This is a genomic window from Pseudarthrobacter cellobiosi (assembly GCF_023913815.1).
Classification (GTDB): domain Bacteria; phylum Actinomycetota; class Actinomycetes; order Actinomycetales; family Micrococcaceae; genus Arthrobacter; species Arthrobacter cellobiosi.
In genome coordinates, this window is sequence record NZ_JAMXBK010000027.1 from 160298 (window position 1) to 176372 (window position 16075).

Annotated in this window: 17 protein-coding genes; 10 read left to right on the forward strand and 7 right to left on the reverse strand. The window is 63.5% G+C overall.

What is annotated here, in order from left to right:
* Positions 1–59: 59 nt before the first annotated feature.
* From NG701_RS16245 to NG701_RS16265, 5 genes are all read left to right on the forward strand, one after another.
* Positions 60–542: an LpqB family beta-propeller domain-containing protein gene (locus NG701_RS16245; protein WP_308292615.1), complete on the forward strand. Its 483-nt coding sequence runs from the start codon at positions 60–62 to the stop codon at positions 540–542.
* Positions 539–2284 carry a DUF5671 domain-containing protein gene (locus NG701_RS16250; RefSeq protein ID WP_252568813.1) on the forward strand — a complete coding sequence of 582 codons (1746 nt, stop codon included), beginning with the start codon at positions 539–541 and terminating at the stop codon, positions 2282–2284. Before NG701_RS16245 ends, NG701_RS16250 begins: the two co-directional genes overlap by 4 nt.
* 232 nt (positions 2285–2516) lie before the next feature.
* Positions 2517–2978 carry a universal stress protein gene (locus tag NG701_RS16255; protein ID WP_252568814.1) on the forward strand — a complete coding sequence of 154 codons (462 nt, stop codon included), beginning with the start codon at positions 2517–2519 and terminating at the stop codon, positions 2976–2978.
* On the forward strand, positions 2975–3838 hold the full coding sequence (locus NG701_RS16260; RefSeq protein ID WP_252568815.1) for a universal stress protein: 864 nt from the start codon (positions 2975–2977) through the stop codon (positions 3836–3838). Before NG701_RS16255 ends, NG701_RS16260 begins: the two co-directional genes overlap by 4 nt.
* Before the next feature lie 12 nt (positions 3839–3850).
* Positions 3851–4309 (forward strand): pyridoxamine 5'-phosphate oxidase family protein, encoded by a 459-nt coding sequence (locus NG701_RS16265; protein WP_252568816.1) that lies wholly within the window; start codon positions 3851–3853, stop codon positions 4307–4309.
* 51 nt (positions 4310–4360) lie between these two features.
* On the opposite strand, the gene NG701_RS21210 is transcribed toward NG701_RS16265, so the two are convergent.
* The 5 genes from NG701_RS21210 to NG701_RS16280 form a co-directional block, all read right to left on the reverse strand.
* The gene (locus NG701_RS21210) at positions 4361–5251 is read right to left on the reverse strand and encodes an HAD-IC family P-type ATPase (RefSeq protein ID WP_308292616.1); all 891 of its coding nucleotides are present in this window, start codon (positions 5249–5251) and stop codon (positions 4361–4363) included.
* Positions 5248–6006, reverse strand: coding sequence for an HAD-IC family P-type ATPase (locus NG701_RS21215; RefSeq protein ID WP_308292617.1), 759 nt, complete (start codon positions 6004–6006; stop codon positions 5248–5250). The genes NG701_RS21210 and NG701_RS21215 overlap by 4 nt, the downstream gene beginning before the upstream one ends.
* The gene (locus NG701_RS21220; RefSeq protein ID WP_308292618.1) at positions 6007–6261 is read right to left on the reverse strand and encodes a hypothetical protein; all 255 of its coding nucleotides are present in this window, start codon (positions 6259–6261) and stop codon (positions 6007–6009) included.
* A gap of 204 nt (positions 6262–6465) precedes the next feature.
* On the reverse strand, positions 6466–8043 hold the full coding sequence (locus NG701_RS16275) for a DUF4389 domain-containing protein (protein ID WP_252568817.1): 1578 nt from the start codon (positions 8041–8043) through the stop codon (positions 6466–6468).
* A gap of 133 nt (positions 8044–8176) precedes the next feature.
* A complete protein-coding gene (locus tag NG701_RS16280) occupies positions 8177–9010 on the reverse strand; it encodes a universal stress protein (RefSeq protein ID WP_256475886.1) in 834 nt (277 codons plus the stop codon).
* Positions 9011–9182: 172 nt separating this feature from the next.
* On the opposite strand from NG701_RS16280, the gene NG701_RS16285 reads away from it, so the two are divergent.
* Positions 9183–9824 carry an NADPH-dependent F420 reductase gene (locus NG701_RS16285; protein ID WP_252568818.1) on the forward strand — a complete coding sequence of 214 codons (642 nt, stop codon included), beginning with the start codon at positions 9183–9185 and terminating at the stop codon, positions 9822–9824.
* Between the two features lie 35 nt (positions 9825–9859).
* On the opposite strand, the gene NG701_RS16290 is transcribed toward NG701_RS16285, so the two are convergent.
* On the reverse strand, positions 9860–11245 hold the full coding sequence (locus NG701_RS16290) for an MBL fold metallo-hydrolase RNA specificity domain-containing protein (RefSeq protein WP_252568819.1): 1386 nt from the start codon (positions 11243–11245) through the stop codon (positions 9860–9862).
* A 227-nt stretch (positions 11246–11472) separates the two neighbouring features.
* On the opposite strand from NG701_RS16290, the gene NG701_RS16295 reads away from it, so the two are divergent.
* Entirely contained in the window at positions 11473–12156 is a 684-nt protein-coding gene (locus NG701_RS16295) for a response regulator (protein ID WP_252568820.1), read from the forward strand.
* Positions 12157–12159: 3 nt separating this feature from the next.
* Here NG701_RS16295 and NG701_RS16300 read toward each other — a convergent pair whose 3' ends face one another.
* Positions 12160–13905 (reverse strand): GAF domain-containing sensor histidine kinase, encoded by a 1746-nt coding sequence (locus NG701_RS16300; RefSeq protein WP_308292619.1) that lies wholly within the window; start codon positions 13903–13905, stop codon positions 12160–12162.
* 130 nt (positions 13906–14035) lie between these two features.
* Here NG701_RS16300 and NG701_RS16305 point away from each other — a divergent pair, with 130 nt between their 5' ends.
* The 3 genes from NG701_RS16305 (at position 14036) to NG701_RS16315 (ending at position 16059) form a co-directional block, all read left to right on the forward strand.
* Entirely contained in the window at positions 14036–14503 is a 468-nt protein-coding gene (locus NG701_RS16305) for a pyridoxamine 5'-phosphate oxidase family protein (protein ID WP_252568821.1), read from the forward strand.
* 7 nt (positions 14504–14510) lie between these two features.
* Positions 14511–15515: a zinc-dependent alcohol dehydrogenase family protein gene (locus tag NG701_RS16310; protein ID WP_252568822.1), complete on the forward strand. Its 1005-nt coding sequence runs from the start codon at positions 14511–14513 to the stop codon at positions 15513–15515.
* A gap of 76 nt (positions 15516–15591) precedes the next feature.
* Positions 15592–16059 (forward strand): universal stress protein, encoded by a 468-nt coding sequence (locus tag NG701_RS16315; protein ID WP_252568823.1) that lies wholly within the window; start codon positions 15592–15594, stop codon positions 16057–16059.
* The last annotated feature ends 16 nt before the right edge of the window (positions 16060–16075 follow it).

Sequence of the window (16075 nt, forward strand, 5' to 3'; positions counted from 1 at the left end):
GCCGGAAACTTGTGAGCCTGCTGAACGAGGGCCAGAAGACACATGCAAAGGGGCTGCTAGTGCGCGATACTGACGGCATGAACGCTGCGGCGGGAAAGCCGTACCGGGTCCTCCTTTTTATCGTGTCCGCGATAGCCCTGTTGGTGATCGTCGCGCTGGCAGTCGTTTTCACCCGCGGAGAACCAGAGGTGCTGGATGAGTCCACGCCTGCGGGCGTTGTCCAGCGGTACAGCACGGCGGTCATCGACGGCGACACGGCCACTGCCGATTCCTACCTCACGGAGGCTGCCCGCTCCTCCTGCAGCGGGTTCCGCGAAAGCGGCCCGCTGCCCACCCGGATTGTCTTGATCGCAACCACCGAGCGGGACAGCACGGCCCTGGTGAAGGTCTCTATCGTCAGTTCAGGCTCGGGTGGCCCATTCGGACCCTCCGAATACGAGATGGAGGACCGCTTCTCCCTAGTGAAGACCGATGGCAAATGGCTGGTCGACCAGGCACCGTACCAGCTTCTGTCCTGCACCGGATCGACCTTGAAGCAATGACTTCCCGAGTCTCCACAACAGCTTCAACGGCAGGGTCCGCCCAACTCACCCTCCGCCGCCTGATCCTCTACATACTGCTGTTTGCCTTGGTGGTGATCGCGGCTGTCGGGCTCAGCGGCCTTTTTGAGCGCCTGTTCAGCACGGGCGCGCTGCTGGCCTCCAGTGATGTGGCCGGACTTGCCCGCTCCCTTGCCTTCACGTTGATCGGCGGACCGCTCGCCGCGCTCCTGTGGTGGGTTGTCTGGAAAAGGCTCGACGACGGCGCGGAACGCATCTCAGCGGGGTGGGGCCTCTACCTGGCCGCCGCCTACGCGGTGTCCCTGATCGTGTCCGTGACGGCCCTCCTGGGGTTGGCGGCGTCCTTCATCGGCCAGCAAGAACCCCGGTGGCATTCGCCGTTGTCCGGTGGCCTTGTCTGGGCCGGAATATGGATCTGGCACCGTTGGATGTGGCGGCACCCCGTCAAACATCCCGTCAATCTTGACGACGTCCCGGCCGTTATCGGTACGGCCTTCGGACTGCTCACGGGCGCGTTCGCCGCCATCACGGCCCTGGGCGGCTTGCTCGACGTCGCAATCCGGGGCTTCACCAGCCTCACGCCGGGGACGGAAGCGTGGTGGCAGTCTGTGCTGCGGGCGCTAGTTTGGGCCGCTGGCGGAAGCATCGTGTGGTGGTGGCACTGGTTCAAGGGTGGCGGCCGCAAACTGGAGACCACGCTGATGGACGTAGCACTGATTGCCGTCGGGATCTTCGCTGCGGGCATCACGGCGCTCGGCGGATCAGGCGGCGTGGTTTTTGTGCTGCTGAGAACGGCATTCGACCGGGGTGACCCCATGAGTGAACTGCTGGCTCCGCTGGGCTCGGCTATCGCCGCTGCCGCCGTCGGCGCCTTGGTGTGGCGATATCACCGCATCAGTGGGGCGCGTCGTTCCGTTGCCACGCGGCGCGCAGGGCGGCTCGTGACGTCGGGCGTTGCACTGGCGGCAGCCGCGTCCGGCATTGGCACTGTTATCAATGCAACGTTGGCCATGACGGTTTCTCCCCTTGCGGGGAGCGGCACGCGCACCCTGCTGCTGGGTGGCATCAGTTCCCTCCTGGTGGGAGGACCCGTCTGGTGGCAGGTGTGGAAGCCGGGGAGCCAACGGCCAAGCGCGGACGCCATTCCTCCCGGCAGGCGCATTTACCTCATCGTGTTCTTCGGCATTAGTGCCGTGGTGGCGCTCATTGCCCTCCTGGTGATCGGGTACCGGATCTTCGAGTTCCTCCTTGGCGATGTGACCGGAGGCAGCTTCCTGGACCGCATCCGGGCGCCGTTCGGCCTCCTGGTGGCAGCGGGCCTCGTTGCCGCGTATCACTTTGCCCTGTGGCGGCGCGAGCGCGTACTCCTGGCAGCCGCGTCCCTGACCAGCGCGCATATCATCGACCGGGTCACGTTGGTGACGGCGTTCGATCCGGCGGCATTGTCCAAGGCGATCACCGCCGCGAACGGCGCCAGGGTAACTGTGTGGAGAAGGGCCGATGCCGGCCTCGAACCGCTGCCGGCGGGAGTCGACCTTCCACCGGAGCCTGGGCTGGTCGACCGGGTGGTCACGGCACTTGCCGGCGTCACCGCCCAGCACGTTCTACTGGTGATCGGTCCGGCGACCGGTCAGCTAGCCCCCATCGAGGTAATTCCCTTGGAAAACAGAAATATCGTCTTCAATGATGGGCCGGTAAGCGGCGTTATCCCTTCTGGAAACTAGGTGACTGCAATGGGTGGACTAGTGCATTTTGAAGGAAACGTGATCGGACTCTGGCAGAACGCAGAGCCGGCTGCCCAACCTGAGGGATAGCGAGTCGTGCCTTTGGCCATGCCAAAGCTTTTCAAGCTCAGGCAGTTCCTCCGGTTTCTAGGTGACTTTTGGCCCTACAAGTCCACTAGCTCACGTTTCAGGCTGGAGGGGAGCAATCGTGTAATGAAGGGAAGCGGTCATAGTGGAGTCAGCGTTGCAGGATGCCAGGTTCGTGGTGGGGGTGGACGGGTCGGATGCCTCGGTGGAGGCGCTCCGGCAGGCCCAGCGACTGGCCGTCCCGGTTGGGGCCAAAGTGCTGGCCACCGCCTGCTGGGACGATCCACAGGTTTACGCCGGCTACGTCGCAATGGGCATAGACCGCTTCGAGGAACGTGTGGAGCTGATCCTCAACGAAGCGATGGAAAAGGCGTTCGGTCCGGAGACGCCCACGAACGTCATTCCTCGTGTCGTCAGGGGCCACCCCAGAGATGCGCTCATTGACGCCAGCCGCCACGCTGACATGATCGTCGTCGGCAGGCGCGGCCATGGCGGATTCGGTGGCCTGCTCCTGGGATCCGTCAGCTCGGCCTGCGTTGCCCACGCGCACTGCCCGGTCCTCGTCGTCCACAGTCCCGAACAAAAGTCACAGGAAGGCCAGCCGTGAGATCCTCCACAATCGCCGTCGCCACCAATGATTCTGCCCAGAGCCAAGCGGCCGTACGGTGGGCTGCGCAGCGGGCCGCGCGCGCCCACGTGGCCCTGGTGATCCTCCACGTAGTGGACGATCGCTGGGTGGCGGAGCCCATGCCCTGGACTGGAATGCTGCTGGAGAAGGCCGACGAACTTTTGGAAACCGCCGCCGGGCGCGTTAGGGGAACCGTTCCGGTTGAGATCACCACCAAAGTCCTGGAAGGAGGCGTCGCCGGCTCGCTGGGTAAGTACTCGACCAAGGTGTCAATGCTTGTGGTAGGTTCCGGCGCCCCCCATTTGGGTGGTTCGCTGACCGACCGGGCCCTGCAGGTCGCCGCCGCAGCGAAGTGTCCAGTCGCAGTCATCGGAGACCACGAGATCGAAGGCCGGCAGGGCGTGGTCGTAGGCGTTGATGGGTCGGAAGAAGCCACCCAGGCCGTTGCGTTCGCTGCCGCGGAGGCAGACCGGGAAGGCCAGGAGTTGACAGTGGTCTACGCTTCCCGGGGGCCCGACCGATGGATCGACAGTGCCGCCCTCACCGAGCATCTGGCCCAACGGGTTCAGGATGAGGAGCAGGTCGTGCTGTCCGAAACAATCTCCGGCCTCGGCGAGGATTATCCGGACCTTGTGGTGCACAAAGTCCTCGAAACCGAAATGGAACCGGCCGTGGCGCTGGTACAGGCCGCAGCGTCCGCCCGGATGCTCGTGGTGGGAAGCCGCGGCCGGGGCGGCTTCAAACGGCTGCTGCTCGGTTCCACAGCCCACGCGGTTCTTACTCATCCGCCGTGCCCTACGGTGATAACCCCCATCCAACGTGTGAAGCACAAGAAGTAGGGGCCCGGCAGCATGCAAGGCAACGACGCAGGCCAGAAAACTGAAGCCCTGGACATTCATGACTGCTGGAAATACCTCCGTTCGGCTTCGGTCTGCCGGGTCGCCGTAACAACAGCTGGCGGGCCCGAAATTTTCCCCGTGAACTACGTCCCCGACTATGGGACAGTCGTCTTCCGTACAGGCCCGGGTACCAAACTGGATGCGGTGCTTGCCGAAAGTCCGGTCGCACTGGAAGCCGACGGCCTGAATAGCTACGGCACCATCGCATGGAGCGTCATCATCAAGGGGACTGCCACGGTTGTGGGCGCGCAGGAGGATTTCCGGGAAGCAGCCGACGCCGGGCTGTCACCCTGGGAGGCGGGTAGCAAGGACCACCTGGTGCGTGTAACGCCCACGGAGGTCAGCGGCCGTCGGTTTGTCATCAATCCCCCATCCGGCTGGTGGCCACCGCTGGACTCAGCGGGGAAATAAACGTCCCTGCGACAGGGGAAGTCACGCCAGGTTTAGGCACGACGTCGGCCGTTACCTCACTGCCGCAACGCTCACCGGCGGGCCGCCCACCGCCGTCGCGGTTGGACGGCGGCCATCGCGCAGGGCACGAAGCGCGTTCAGGATCCTGGCCAGATCGACAAGCTCCTGGAGGAGGGCGCCGGCCACAGCTGGAATGTATCCGAATACCGCTGCTACCATCAGGCCGATGCTCAGCAGGATGCCTATCCAAATGCTCGCCAGCGCTATCCGGACCGTGCGCTGCCCGATGTCGACTGCCAGCGCCGCCTTGGATAGGTCGTCAAGCATGATGACGACGTCGGCAGACTCGCTCGCCGCGGTTGACCCTTTGGCACCCATGGCGACACCAACATCGGCGGCAGCCAGGACCGGAGCGTCGTTGACGCCGTCGCCCACCATCATGACCGGGCGTTCCCACAGTCCCGCGACGATGGAAACCTTGTCCCCGGGCAAACAACTTGCCTGGAACCGTGAAATCCCGGCCTTGGACGCAATTTGTTCGGCAGTGGCCCGCGCGTCGCCGGTGAGCAGCAGCGTTTCCCGAACGCCCAGCCGGCGCAGGTCAGCCAGCGTACTCACCGCATTGTCCCGGAGCGGGTCACTCATGATCAGCGCTCCCCCGAAACGGCCGTCAACGCCCACATAGACCGCCAGTTGTCCACCGGCCACCTCGGCCTCCTCGAACCCCGAGGTGACGGAACGGACAAAGTCAGGTTTACCCACCACCACCGTTTGGTCGCCGCAGGTGGCCGTGACCCCCTGGGTGGCGTGTTCAAACGCGTTGCTGCCCTCCAGCAGGTCAAGCCCGCGGTGCCGTGCGGCATCAATCACAGAGGAGGCAAGGACATGGGAAGAGTACTGCTCTGCCGAAGCGGCCAGTTGCAGCAGCCGGTCCTCGGTCACCAGCCCGGATGCTGCCGGTGAACCCACATGCCGTGCAAGGTGGGCCGGCCGTGGGTGAGCGTGCCTGTCTTGTCGAAGACGGCCGTCCGCACCCGGGCAAGCTGTTCGAGGGTACCGCCGTTCTTGATGATGATTCCCGAGTGTGCCGCCCGGCTGGTGCCGGCGAGGAATGCCACGGGGGCTGCGATGAGCAGCGGGCAGGGTGTGGCGACAACAAGGACCTGTGCGAACCGGACCGGGTCCTGGCTGAAATACCAGCCGATCCCGGCCAAGGCGAAGGCGAGGATCGTGAACGGAATGGCGTACTTGTCAGCGAGCCGGACCACTGGCGGCCGGCTCGACGCCGCCTCCTGGACCAAGGCCACGATCTGGCTGTACTGAGAGTCTTTCGCCGTGGAGGTCGCCTTCATGTGCACGGCGTTGTCGCCGTTGACGGATCCGCTGAGCAGCGTATCGCCCTTTGCGTGTTCAACGGGCAAGCTCTCACCAGCCAAAGTGGATTCGTCGAAACTGCCGGCCGCCGTAAGAAGCAGCCCGTCCACGGGAACCACCTCCGATGGCTTGATCAGGAGGATGTCGCCTCGGCGGACGTCCCCGGCCGGGATGTCTTCCGGGGGCAAACCCGGCAATTCACGGTGGGCCGTTTGCGGGACTCGCTCGAGCAGGGACCTCAGTTCCCGGGTAGCACGCCCCTGGGCGATCTCTTCCAGGGCTTCACCCCCGGCCAGCATCAGCACGATGATCAGGGCTGCCACCTACTCCCCTACGGCCACGGTCGCAGCAATGGCAGTCACCGCCAGGAGGTCAATCCCCCATCGGCCGTTGCGCAGTGCCTTAACCATGGAGCCGGACCGAAAGATCGCAAGCAGGAGGGCGTAGGCGCTTGTCATCCATTGGGCTGCCGATTCCTGCCCTGCGGCCAGGAGCACCGCAACGGCCGCCCCCGCCACGACCGTGCCGGCCACCAATGGAAAACGAATCATCGCGGTCCGCAAGGCAGTCAGAGTCATGATGTCGACCCTACGGCCGTCCAGCGGTCACATCCAGGGGCCTTCGGACCCATTGGGTCGGTGCCGAAAACTCAGTTCCAGGACCGATGAGGTACTGGAACTCATCGGCTTGGGCGGCCGCGCAGGCGGTGGAAGGATTGGCCACTGCTGAAGGTATGGCGGAGTTGCTGGCACTGGGGGGTGCCCTCCTGCTGCAACGGAGCCTCAACTGCGCGCTGTAGGACCAACCGGCGGGATAGGACCGTCCGGCGGCAGGGGTCCATCCGGCGGGGCTGCCGGGCGCACCGCATTGGCGTCGGCTGCTAGTGGATAACGCTCGTGGACTTCCCGGGCGCCCTGGTCCAGGCGGAATGGCGGATATTCATCACGCATCAGGGAGACGTAGGTGATGACCCGGTAAATCCAGCGGTTGAAGCCCAAAAGCAGGTCGAACAGCGGGCGCTGGTAGCGGCCGCTGAAGAGCAGGATCACCGCAGCGACAAGAACCAGGAAGCCGACCAGCGAAAACCCGGTACCGGTCTCGTACCTGATGCCGGAAGGCTGGGGGTCGCTCCAGCGAACGGTGCTGGTGCCGGTCAGGGCCGCAATGATTATCAGGTGGGGCAGCGCCAGGAGCCACCATTTAACCAGCACGAGCCCACGGGAAAGCCGCTCCGGGTAATCAACCTCGAAATCGGCCGGGTAGTCCGTCCTCGCCAGTGTAAATGGCGGGTACTTGTCCGTTCCCAGCGCGGAGTAGGCATAGAAAGCCACTCGCCAGTTCCAACGCAGCACGCCTACGTTGAAATCGAAAAGGGAACGGGGAAAGCGTCCTGTAAACAGGATGGCGAAACCCGCGATGACAGTCACTACGACAAAGGCGAACCAGAGGAAAAACAGTACAAAGAAGTGCGGTATGGCGAGGAACCACTTCACCAGCCACAGCCACCTGGACAGGACCGGGTCGAGTTCTCCCCGAAGCCGGGCCGGGTACGGCGCCCACTCCGCAGCGGAATAGGTCGGGGGCGGCTGGACTGCGGGGCCGGCAAATGCCGCGGGCGCTGCGGTCCCTGCCATTGGAGACCCTACGGGCGCTGGCACTGGGGCTCCAGGGTGGGCCGCCCCCGGCGCATGCCTGCCCAGTCCTTGGGCGCCAAAGATCAGCAGCGGAACCCCGATAACTAGCAGAATGGCTCCTGCTGCCAGTAGGCCGGCGGCTATCGGGCCAAAAAGCTCAGACCGGAACCCTGCCTTCAGGTCGGCGCGAACGTCAGGGCTGGCATCGGCATTCATTACCACCACTGACCAGTTCCCCGACTGGATATTCCAGTCCAGTTCCTGTTCACCGGCTCCCGAAGCGGATGCCACCCAAAAGTCCTGCCCGGACGGAAGAGGCGGTTGTTGTGTTCCCTGGGTTTCCCGATACTCAACATGGAAGGGCCGGAAACTGACGTCCAGCAGTTCGGAGTAGTTGGCCCCGGACAGGTAGCGCTCCACGTCAGACCGGGGGGCTATGCCGACAAAGATCTCCTTGCCGGGATTAGCGGATTCCGCCCAGATCCGGATGCTGCCCACATCAAAGGGCAAAGGCCCAGGGTAGGCGTCATCACGCATGTTGTCCGGCCGCGCGGAAATGATCGCTGAGGAATCAACGTCGAATCGCTCACTCGGTGAGGTGAGGTAGCCGCCGTCGTCCTGGAGTGCATTGACCCACGAGGCACCTATGCCGCCGAAGAGCAACCCGATACCCAGCATCGAGAACAAAATGCCGAGAATGAGCATGATGATTGAGCGAGCTTTCATGGGTGTACTCCGTCATCGAAACATCGTCTTTGGCCCAGCACACTAACGCTTGAGTCTCCTCCAGCGTTACGCGTCGGTGCGCCCGTCTGTAGGGCCAAAGGTCATGCCTGGCAACTGCAACTGCCGGCTGGAATCACGGGGCCGGTTGAGATGCAGACCGCGTGATGATGGTGGGACAAGGCAACCGCATCAGAACCTTCTCGGCGATGGAACCGACGGGTTTTCGAAGTCCGCCCCGTCCCCAGCAGCCAATCACCAATAGGCTGGCCTGTGCCGCAGAACGTACGAGCACATCGGCAGGTGAGTCATCGGATTCCAGTGCTCCGCGGACAGGAAGCCCCGGAAACATGTCCCGGATGCTGCCTACTGCTTCTGAGATGAGTGCGTGGGGATCAGGCGTACGGCTGGCCGGGGGCGGCGTCTTCGACACCGCATGCAGCACTGTCAGTCCCTCTCCGGTCCGGCTCGCCTCCTCCGCCGCCACCTTCAGGGCGATTTCGGAGTCTGCCGATCCGTCGATGCCAACCACTACCCCTGTTCGGTTGGCCACCCTGGGAGCCGGAATGACTGCGACGGGACTTCGACACAGGACCGCGGCCTGGAAGCTTACTGACCCGAATCCCTCGCCTCGCCTGTCTGCTGACCGGTCCGAACCCATAACTACAATCTCGGCGCCAACGGACAACCGGCTCAGCACCGGTGCCGGCTCACCCGGCTGCCAGCTGGTGATGATTTGCAGCGTTGGATTCCGAGCGGCCACCCTGCCACGCTCAAGGCCCAGCAGCGCCTGCGCCTCGGCCACCGCCTCCCCATATTGCACAGGCAGTCTGAAGTACGAGGGTTCGGGCACCGCCCGCACCAAATGCAGACGGAGGCCTAGCCGGCCCGCCCTCTGCGCAGCCCAGTCCGCCGCCATTTGGCCCGTGCTGGAGCCGTCAGCCCCGGCCAGGACTTCATGCGCCTTCAACTCCTGCCCCCTTCATCACACCACTTACACCAGTCTCTCGCTGAGGCACTGAACTGCCAGTGCCTTAAGCCCCCGCCACGGGTTCCGGGGCTTTCGTCCCTGTTGCCGGACCCGAGTGACAATGTCTACTGGATGGACACGCAGTCCGCGGCGTTTCCAGTAAAGGAAGATCATGACCAACATCAGCATTCTCGGCAGCGGGCACATGGCCCGCGCACTCGCCACGGCGATGCTGCGAGGGAACAACCCCGTACAGATTCTTGGCCGTGACGGCTCCAAAACACGGGCGCTGGTCGAGAGCCTCGGACCCGGCGCCACAGGAGGCGTGACGGGGGCCGCCATCACGGGAGCAATAATCTTCCTGGCCATCCCGCACAAGGAAGTGCATAACGCCATCCTGGAAATTGGTGACTCTCTTGACGGCCGGGTCGTCGTAGATATCAGCAACACCGTGGACGTCTCGAATTTCGATCGGCTGACCACGGAGCCTGGCATGTCCGCGGCCGAAGAAACAGCCCGCCTGTTGAACGGACGTGCGGAGGTGGTTAAAGCGTTCAACACTACGTTCCCCACCACCTTGGAGGCTGGAAAGGTCGGCGGGCAACATCTGGACGTTTTCATTGCCGGCGACTCGGAGCAAGCCAAGGAGAAAGTCAGCGCCGTGGCAGCGGCCGCAGGGCTCAGGCCCATCGACGTCGGTCCACTTCGGCGTTCGCGCGAACTTGAAGCCTTCATGCTGGTTGTCATGGGCCTGCAGGTCAGCCCTGAGCATGAACACTTCAACTGGGACACCGCGCTCAGGATTTTTCCATAGGGAAAGGGTGCCTGATGATCCCGCCTTCAGGCACTCTAGCGCGGGTTTTTCAGCGATACGGCTTCAAGGTGCTCAGGAACCCGGACGTTCCAACCCAGTTCACGTCTGACGCGAACCCGCAAGGCGTCTGACGCGTCCGGCTCCCCGTGGGTGACATAGGTCATACGAGGAGCTTGTGGGGCTGCGCGCATCCAATCGACGATTTCATTGGAATCCGCATGCGCCGAAAGGCTGTCCAACAAAACGACTTCGGCTTTGATGGGAATGTCCTGACCGAAGATCCGTAACTGCTGTGCACCGCCCGCAAGAACGGCACCACGCGTCCCCGCGGCCTGATATCCGCTGAGCACCACCACGTTCCTGGGGTCAGATCCGTACGCCTGCAGATGGTGCAGGATCCGGCCGCCCGTGAGCATGCCGCTCGCCGAGATGATCACCATGGGGCCGCCGCGCAGGTTCAGCAGTTTGGAATCATCCACGCTCCGGGTCATGGTGGCCACCCGATACATCTCTGTAAACTCGCGTTCATGCAGCCGGTGTTCTTCGGGGTGCCTCTGGTACATTCCCGACGCGTCGATGGCCATCGGGCTATTGAGGTAAATGGGGATGTCCGGGATCGCCCCGCGCCGCCGGAGGCGCGAGAGATGCAGCATCAGTGTCTCTGCCCTTCCCACCGCAAAGGCGGCGACGAGGACAACCCCTCCCCGCTTGGCTGCCCTGTCTATGACTTCGCCTAGTTCGTCCTCCGGATTTGTCTCCGGGTGGGTCCGGTTGCCGTACGTGGACTCGGTCACCAGGACATCGGTGGCTTCGAGTGCCCGCGGGCGGTGCATCAGTGGATCATGGGGCCGGCCGAGGTCCCCGGTGAAGTGCACGCGCGTGCCCTGGACAGTCAGCCGTATCTGCGAGGCGCCCAGGATGTGCCCTGCCGGCACAAAAGTGGCCTGGATGCCGCCCCCCAGGTCGAGGGGTGTGTCAAAATCGTGCGACTCGAAGCTGTTCAGGGACCGCACGGCATCGGCGGCTGTGTAAACCGGGACGGCGGGGTGATGGGATGAATATTCGTGCAGGTCCGCGTAGCGCGCTTCCTCCTCCTGGAGGTGTCCGCTGTCAGGCAGAAGGAGCGTGCACAGTTCCGTAGTGGCCGCAGTAGCGTGGACTCGCCCCCGGAAGCCGTCCCTGACCAGTGCCGGTACGTAGCCTGTGTGGTCCAGGTGGGCGTGGGTCAGCAGAACTGCGTCAATGGATGCCGGGGGTACCGGAAAGGGTGCCCGGTTGCGGACACGGATGCGTTTGAATCCTTGGAACAGCCCGCAGTCGATGAGAATCCGCTGTCCACCCGAATCCACGAGGTACCGGGACCCCGTCACGGTGTCAGTTGCCCCCAGGAAGCGGAGAGTGGCCTCGTTCTTATCCTTCATTCCTGCTCTTTTCCGAGAAAAACGGGTGGGCCGCGGACCCGAAACGGTCGGTGGCACAACGTTCTCCCGGATCCAGCGGCAGGGGTAGGGCCATTGGTCACACCCTCCCGCCGCACTCCGTTCGGGTCATTGGACCCTTGTGGCATCTTGGCTGTTCCTAAAGAATGAGTCAGGCGCAGGCGGGGCACCTTTGTTGTCCTTGTAACGGCGGCGCGGAAGGGATAGGAATGAACGCCACTGCAGCAGCGGAGCACGAGGTTGCCTCGCCCAACATCGGCATTAGGGTGTTCATCCTGGACGATCATGAACTGGTCCGCCGGGGACTCCAGGACCTCCTGGAAAGCGAAGGATTCGTGGTCGTCGGCATGTCCGGCTCCGCCGCCGAAGCGGCACGCCGAATTCCAGCGCTGCAGCCGGACGTGGCAATCCTTGATGCGCGGTTGCCGGACGGGACAGGCATCGAGGTCTGCCGCGATGTCCATTCAGTTGACGAAACGATCAATTGCCTGATTCTTACAAGCTATGACGATGAGCAGGCGCTCCGCGGTGCGGTCCTGGCCGGGGCCTCAGGGTACGTTCTCAAGGAAATAGGTGGTTCGGACCTGATCGGTGCCCTGCGTCGCGCTGCCAGGGGTGAATCCCTGTTTGATGCCGACCTGAAAGCTAGGATCGTTCAGGGACTGACAGAACCTGAGCGAGTGGACCCAAGGGTCGCGTCATTGACCCGGCAGGAGCGCAGGGTGCTGGAACTGGTCGGGGAAGGCCTGACGAACCGCCAGATCGGAGAACGCATGCTGCTGGCGGAAAAGACAGTGAAAAACTACGTCTCGTCCCTGCTCGCGAAGCTGGGTTTCGAGCGGCGGACGCAGGCCGCGGTCCACATGGCGCAGCATTCCTCCCCTGACCGGTAACAGTCAAAAAACCGGAGCCTTCCAGGTCAAGACCGTTCCCGTCTCCGAGGAGCTGGACACCTCGAAAGTGCCGCCCAGCGTCCGGGCCCTGTATTCCATGTTCGACAGTCCGTTGCCAGGCGAAAGTATCCTGAATCCTGTGCCGTTGTCCTGGATCACGACGCACACGAATCCTTCCTCCACGGAAACTGAAACGCGGATCGAGTCCGCTCCCGAGTGGCGAACAGCGTTGCTCAGCCCTTCGGTGATGACAGCCAAAATGTTCAGGACAGTTTCCTCGTCCCGGATCGCGTCGATAGGCCCCGTCAGCGTCAGCAGGGGGACAAACGGCAGGGACTGCGCACCGCTGCGGACCACCTGGAGGACACGGCTACTGAGAAGTTCCTTCCCGGTCTCGGAGTCACTCAGCGAATAAATGGTGTTGCGAAGCTCCCGGATAGTCTCGTCAAGTTCGGCTGTCACAGTCTGGATCGTCCTGGCTGCGGAGTCACCCGTGATGAAACGCCGGAGGCTTTGGATGCTGAGCCCAGCTGCGAACACACGCTGAATGACGAGGTCATGCAGGTCGCGGGCGATCCGGTCCCTGTCGCTGAACACGGCAAATTGCTCCCGCATCCGATGCGCACGCGCCAGTTCGAGGGCCAACGCCACATGCGAACCGAACACGGGACCCATTTCCAGGTCCGTCCTGCTGAATGTCCCGGAAGCCAGTTCACGCTGGAGGACCAGGAGCCCGTGGTGGGTACCGCGGGCGCTAAGGTCTATGACCAGCAGCCGGCCCGCAACGAGCCCCTCGCCGCCGCCGAGAGCGGACGATGCGTCTTCAACCACAACGGCCTTGCCCGTAGCGAGGACGGTGTCGATTTCCACAGAGTCAAACGACAAAAGCCGTCCTACCCACTGCGGAGCGAGGTTTCCCGCTGCTCCCGCGATGCGGAACAAGTTGGAAGTGTCCTCCTGGACCAGGATGAGGGCAAGGGCGGAACTGGACTCCCGGAGTGCTCTGGCGGCGATCATGTCCAGTCCCCCGTTCTGGCCCTCCGGCGTCTCCTCGTCGCCCATCATCTTCCCGGTCACATCCATGCACGCCTGCAGCCACGCGGTTCTGCGCCGGGCATCGTCATAGAGCCTGGCGTTTTCGATTGCGACGCCGGCGGCCGCGGCAAGTGCCTCGGCCAGCTCCTCGTCTTCGTCCGTGAAGTCGCCGCCGTCCCTTTTTTGGGTCAGGTAAAGGTTGCCGAACACAATATCCCTCACCCTGACAGGCACGCCGAGGAAAGATTTCATCGGCGGATGATTCTTGGGAAACCCGTAGGCATCCGGATGTTGGCTAAGATCATGCAACCGCAGCGGCTTCGGATCGCGGATCAACAAGCCGAGAACGCCATGACCTGTGGGGAGGGGACCAATCTTACGGGCGAGTTCCTCATCTATCCCCACAGTGATGAAATGGCTCAGCGCGTGGTCGCTTCCAATGACTCCCAATGCTCCGTATTCAGCCTGGAGAAGGTGACAGGCTGAACTAACCACCCGGTGCAGAACGGCCTCTAGGCTGAGGTCCTCAGCCAATGCAACAACGGCACTCAGAAGCCCCTGCATCCGCTGTTGGGCGCTCACCAGCTCCCCGGCACGGTCAACAAAGTCGGTAAGAAGTTCGTCGGTCCGCGAGCCCGCGACAGGTTGCCGGGAACCCGTCCCGGTCGGTTGAGTGGGCTGGTTCAATGAAACCGCCTTGCTCGATGGAGACATCCATGTGGCCCGGTCTGCCGGTGCACACAGACTACTCCCCACAAGGAACGATCATCTAGGCTCCGCGTGGGATTGGTTAAGGGTCTTTGTGCCCTACATAGGGGGCCAGCTGCTCCGTATGATCTTGGCCATGACCACAGATGCACCGATACCGGAGACCGCCGTGCTGCCAGCTGAGGAGTGCTGGCGGTTGCTGCAAGGCGAATCGGTAGGCCGCCTTGCCGTGTGGGTGAACGACCACCCGGAGATCTTTCCTATCAACTACAAGGTCCACCATGAATCACTGGTCTTCCGGACGGGTGCGGGCACCAAGCTTGCATCCGCCCTGGGCAAGCAGGTGGCACTTGAAGCCGACGGTGCCGACACCGACGGCGGCGTGGCTTGGAGCGTCGTCGTGAAAGGGCCGGCCACAGCCCTGACCCGGACCCCTGAACTCCTGGACTCCGTAGGACAGTTACTGTTCCCCTGGGACACGGGCCGGAAAGACCATTTCCTCCGTATTGTCCCGGAGAGTGTCAGTGGACGGCGGTTCAGGCTTGCCGCGCCGCTGACTTGGGGCGGTCCTTTGGATGAGGCCACCCGCGCCGGATTGGAATAACCGGTTCATGCGGGCATGGTGGGTTGAGGATCCTGGTCCCATCGCGTCAGGCCCATTGCGGATGGGCGAGCGCCCCGATCCGTCCCCGGGGCCGGGCGAGGTCCTGCTCTCTGTACTTGCTTGTGGAGTCTGCCGCACAGATCTCCACCTGGCTGAAGGAGACCTGCCGCCCCATGGCTCCTGCCGGATCCCTGGCCATGAAGTGGTCGCCGAGGTGGTGGGGCTGGGAGCAGGCAGCTTCAGGTTCCGGCCCGGCGAGCGTGTGGGAGCAGCTTGGCTGGCCCGCACCTGCGGCTCCTGCCGTTTCTGCCGGCGCGGGTCCGAGAACCTCTGCCTGGCACCGACATTTACCGGATGGGATGCCGACGGCGGCTACGCGGAGCTGATGACCGTCCACGAGGATTACGCGTACCGGATACCCGAAGCATTTACCGATGAGCAAGCGGCGCCCTTGCTGTGTTCCGGGATCATCGGTTATCGGGCGCTTCGTTCCTCCGGCCTTCCGCCGGGAGGCAAACTCGGCATTTATGGCTTTGGCGGATCGGCCCACCTGACGGCGCAGATGGCTATCTACGAGGGTGCAAGCGTCTATGTCATGACACGGTCGGCGGCGGCGCAGAGGCTGGCCCTTGAACTGGGGGCAAAGTTCGCCGGGCCCGCTGAAGCAGTCCCGCCTGAGCTGCTGGACGCGGCCATCCTCTTCGCTCCTGCGGGCCGGCTGGTACCAATCGCGCTTCGAGCTCTGGACCGCGGAGGAACCCTCGCCGTCGCAGGCATCCACTTGAGCGACATCCCGGTCCTGGACTATCAAAAGGACCTTTTTCAGGAGCGCCGCCTGCGCAGCGTCACGGCCAATACCAGAGCCGACGGGCGGGAACTCCTCGCGCTGGCAGAGCAAATACCGCTCCGCCCCACCACTATCCCCTATCAGTGGACAAAGGCAGACCAGGCATTGCTGGACCTGTCCCTGGACCGGTTCACGGGGGCCGCAGTGTTGCTTCGACCAGCCTGAGGCGCCGCCGGAAACCGTGTGCCTTCAGTGACCTTCGGCCCTAGGCCACCGCCGGATCCTGGGGGAAGGTACTGCCATGAGTGATTACGATCGCATCCTTGTCGGAATCGACGGTTCCGAATACTCCCCCGCGGCGCTGCGCCTCGCCGGGCGCCTGGCGTCCGCACTGGCCGCACCGTTGCACGTCGTCACATGCCTGGGCTTCTCCGACTTCTACCTGCCCGCGCACCTGCCTCCGGGTTACATCGATACAACGGCCGAGCTTGAGGCCATCGCCAAACGCCTCATGGAACAGGCCATCGACAGGGCCTACGGCGCGGAGCGCCCAGAACATCTCACGACAGCTGTCAAAGTGGGATCGCCTGCGAAGGTCCTGGTTGACGAAAGCCGGAACGCCCAAATGCTCGTCGTTGGTCGACGCGGCCACGGCGGCCTCTTTGGCCAGCTCATGGGCTCCGTCAGCGCAGCGTGTGCAGCCCATGCGCACTGCCCTGTGCTGGTGGTTAGCCAGGAGGCCGAGGAACACGATGCCATCGGCGGCTGAACTGCCGCCAATCGTG

What these genes read in the sequence shown, in the direction of transcription:
- NG701_RS16250 (WP_252568813.1), top strand. Translation starts at nt 539, where the DNA reads ATGACTTCCCGAGTCTCCACAACAGCTTCAACGGCAGGGTCCGCCCAA.
- NG701_RS16265 (WP_252568816.1), top strand. Translation starts at nt 3,851, where the DNA reads ATGCAAGGCAACGACGCAGGCCAGAAAACTGAAGCCCTGGACATTCAT.
- NG701_RS21220 (WP_308292618.1), bottom strand. Translation starts at nt 6,261, where the DNA reads ATGACTCTGACTGCCTTGCGGACCGCGATGATTCGTTTTCCATTGGTG.
- NG701_RS16275 (WP_252568817.1), bottom strand. Translation starts at nt 8,043, where the DNA reads ATGAAAGCTCGCTCAATCATCATGCTCATTCTCGGCATTTTGTTCTCG.
- NG701_RS16285 (WP_252568818.1), top strand. Translation starts at nt 9,183, where the DNA reads ATGACCAACATCAGCATTCTCGGCAGCGGGCACATGGCCCGCGCACTC.
- NG701_RS16290 (WP_252568819.1), bottom strand. Translation starts at nt 11,245, where the DNA reads ATGAAGGATAAGAACGAGGCCACTCTCCGCTTCCTGGGGGCAACTGAC.
- NG701_RS16295 (WP_252568820.1), top strand. Translation starts at nt 11,473, where the DNA reads ATGAACGCCACTGCAGCAGCGGAGCACGAGGTTGCCTCGCCCAACATC.
- NG701_RS16300 (WP_308292619.1), bottom strand. Translation starts at nt 13,905, where the DNA reads ATGTCTCCATCGAGCAAGGCGGTTTCATTGAACCAGCCCACTCAACCG.
- NG701_RS16305 (WP_252568821.1), top strand. Translation starts at nt 14,036, where the DNA reads ATGACCACAGATGCACCGATACCGGAGACCGCCGTGCTGCCAGCTGAG.
- NG701_RS16310 (WP_252568822.1), top strand. Translation starts at nt 14,511, where the DNA reads ATGCGGGCATGGTGGGTTGAGGATCCTGGTCCCATCGCGTCAGGCCCA.
- NG701_RS16315 (WP_252568823.1), top strand. Translation starts at nt 15,592, where the DNA reads ATGAGTGATTACGATCGCATCCTTGTCGGAATCGACGGTTCCGAATAC.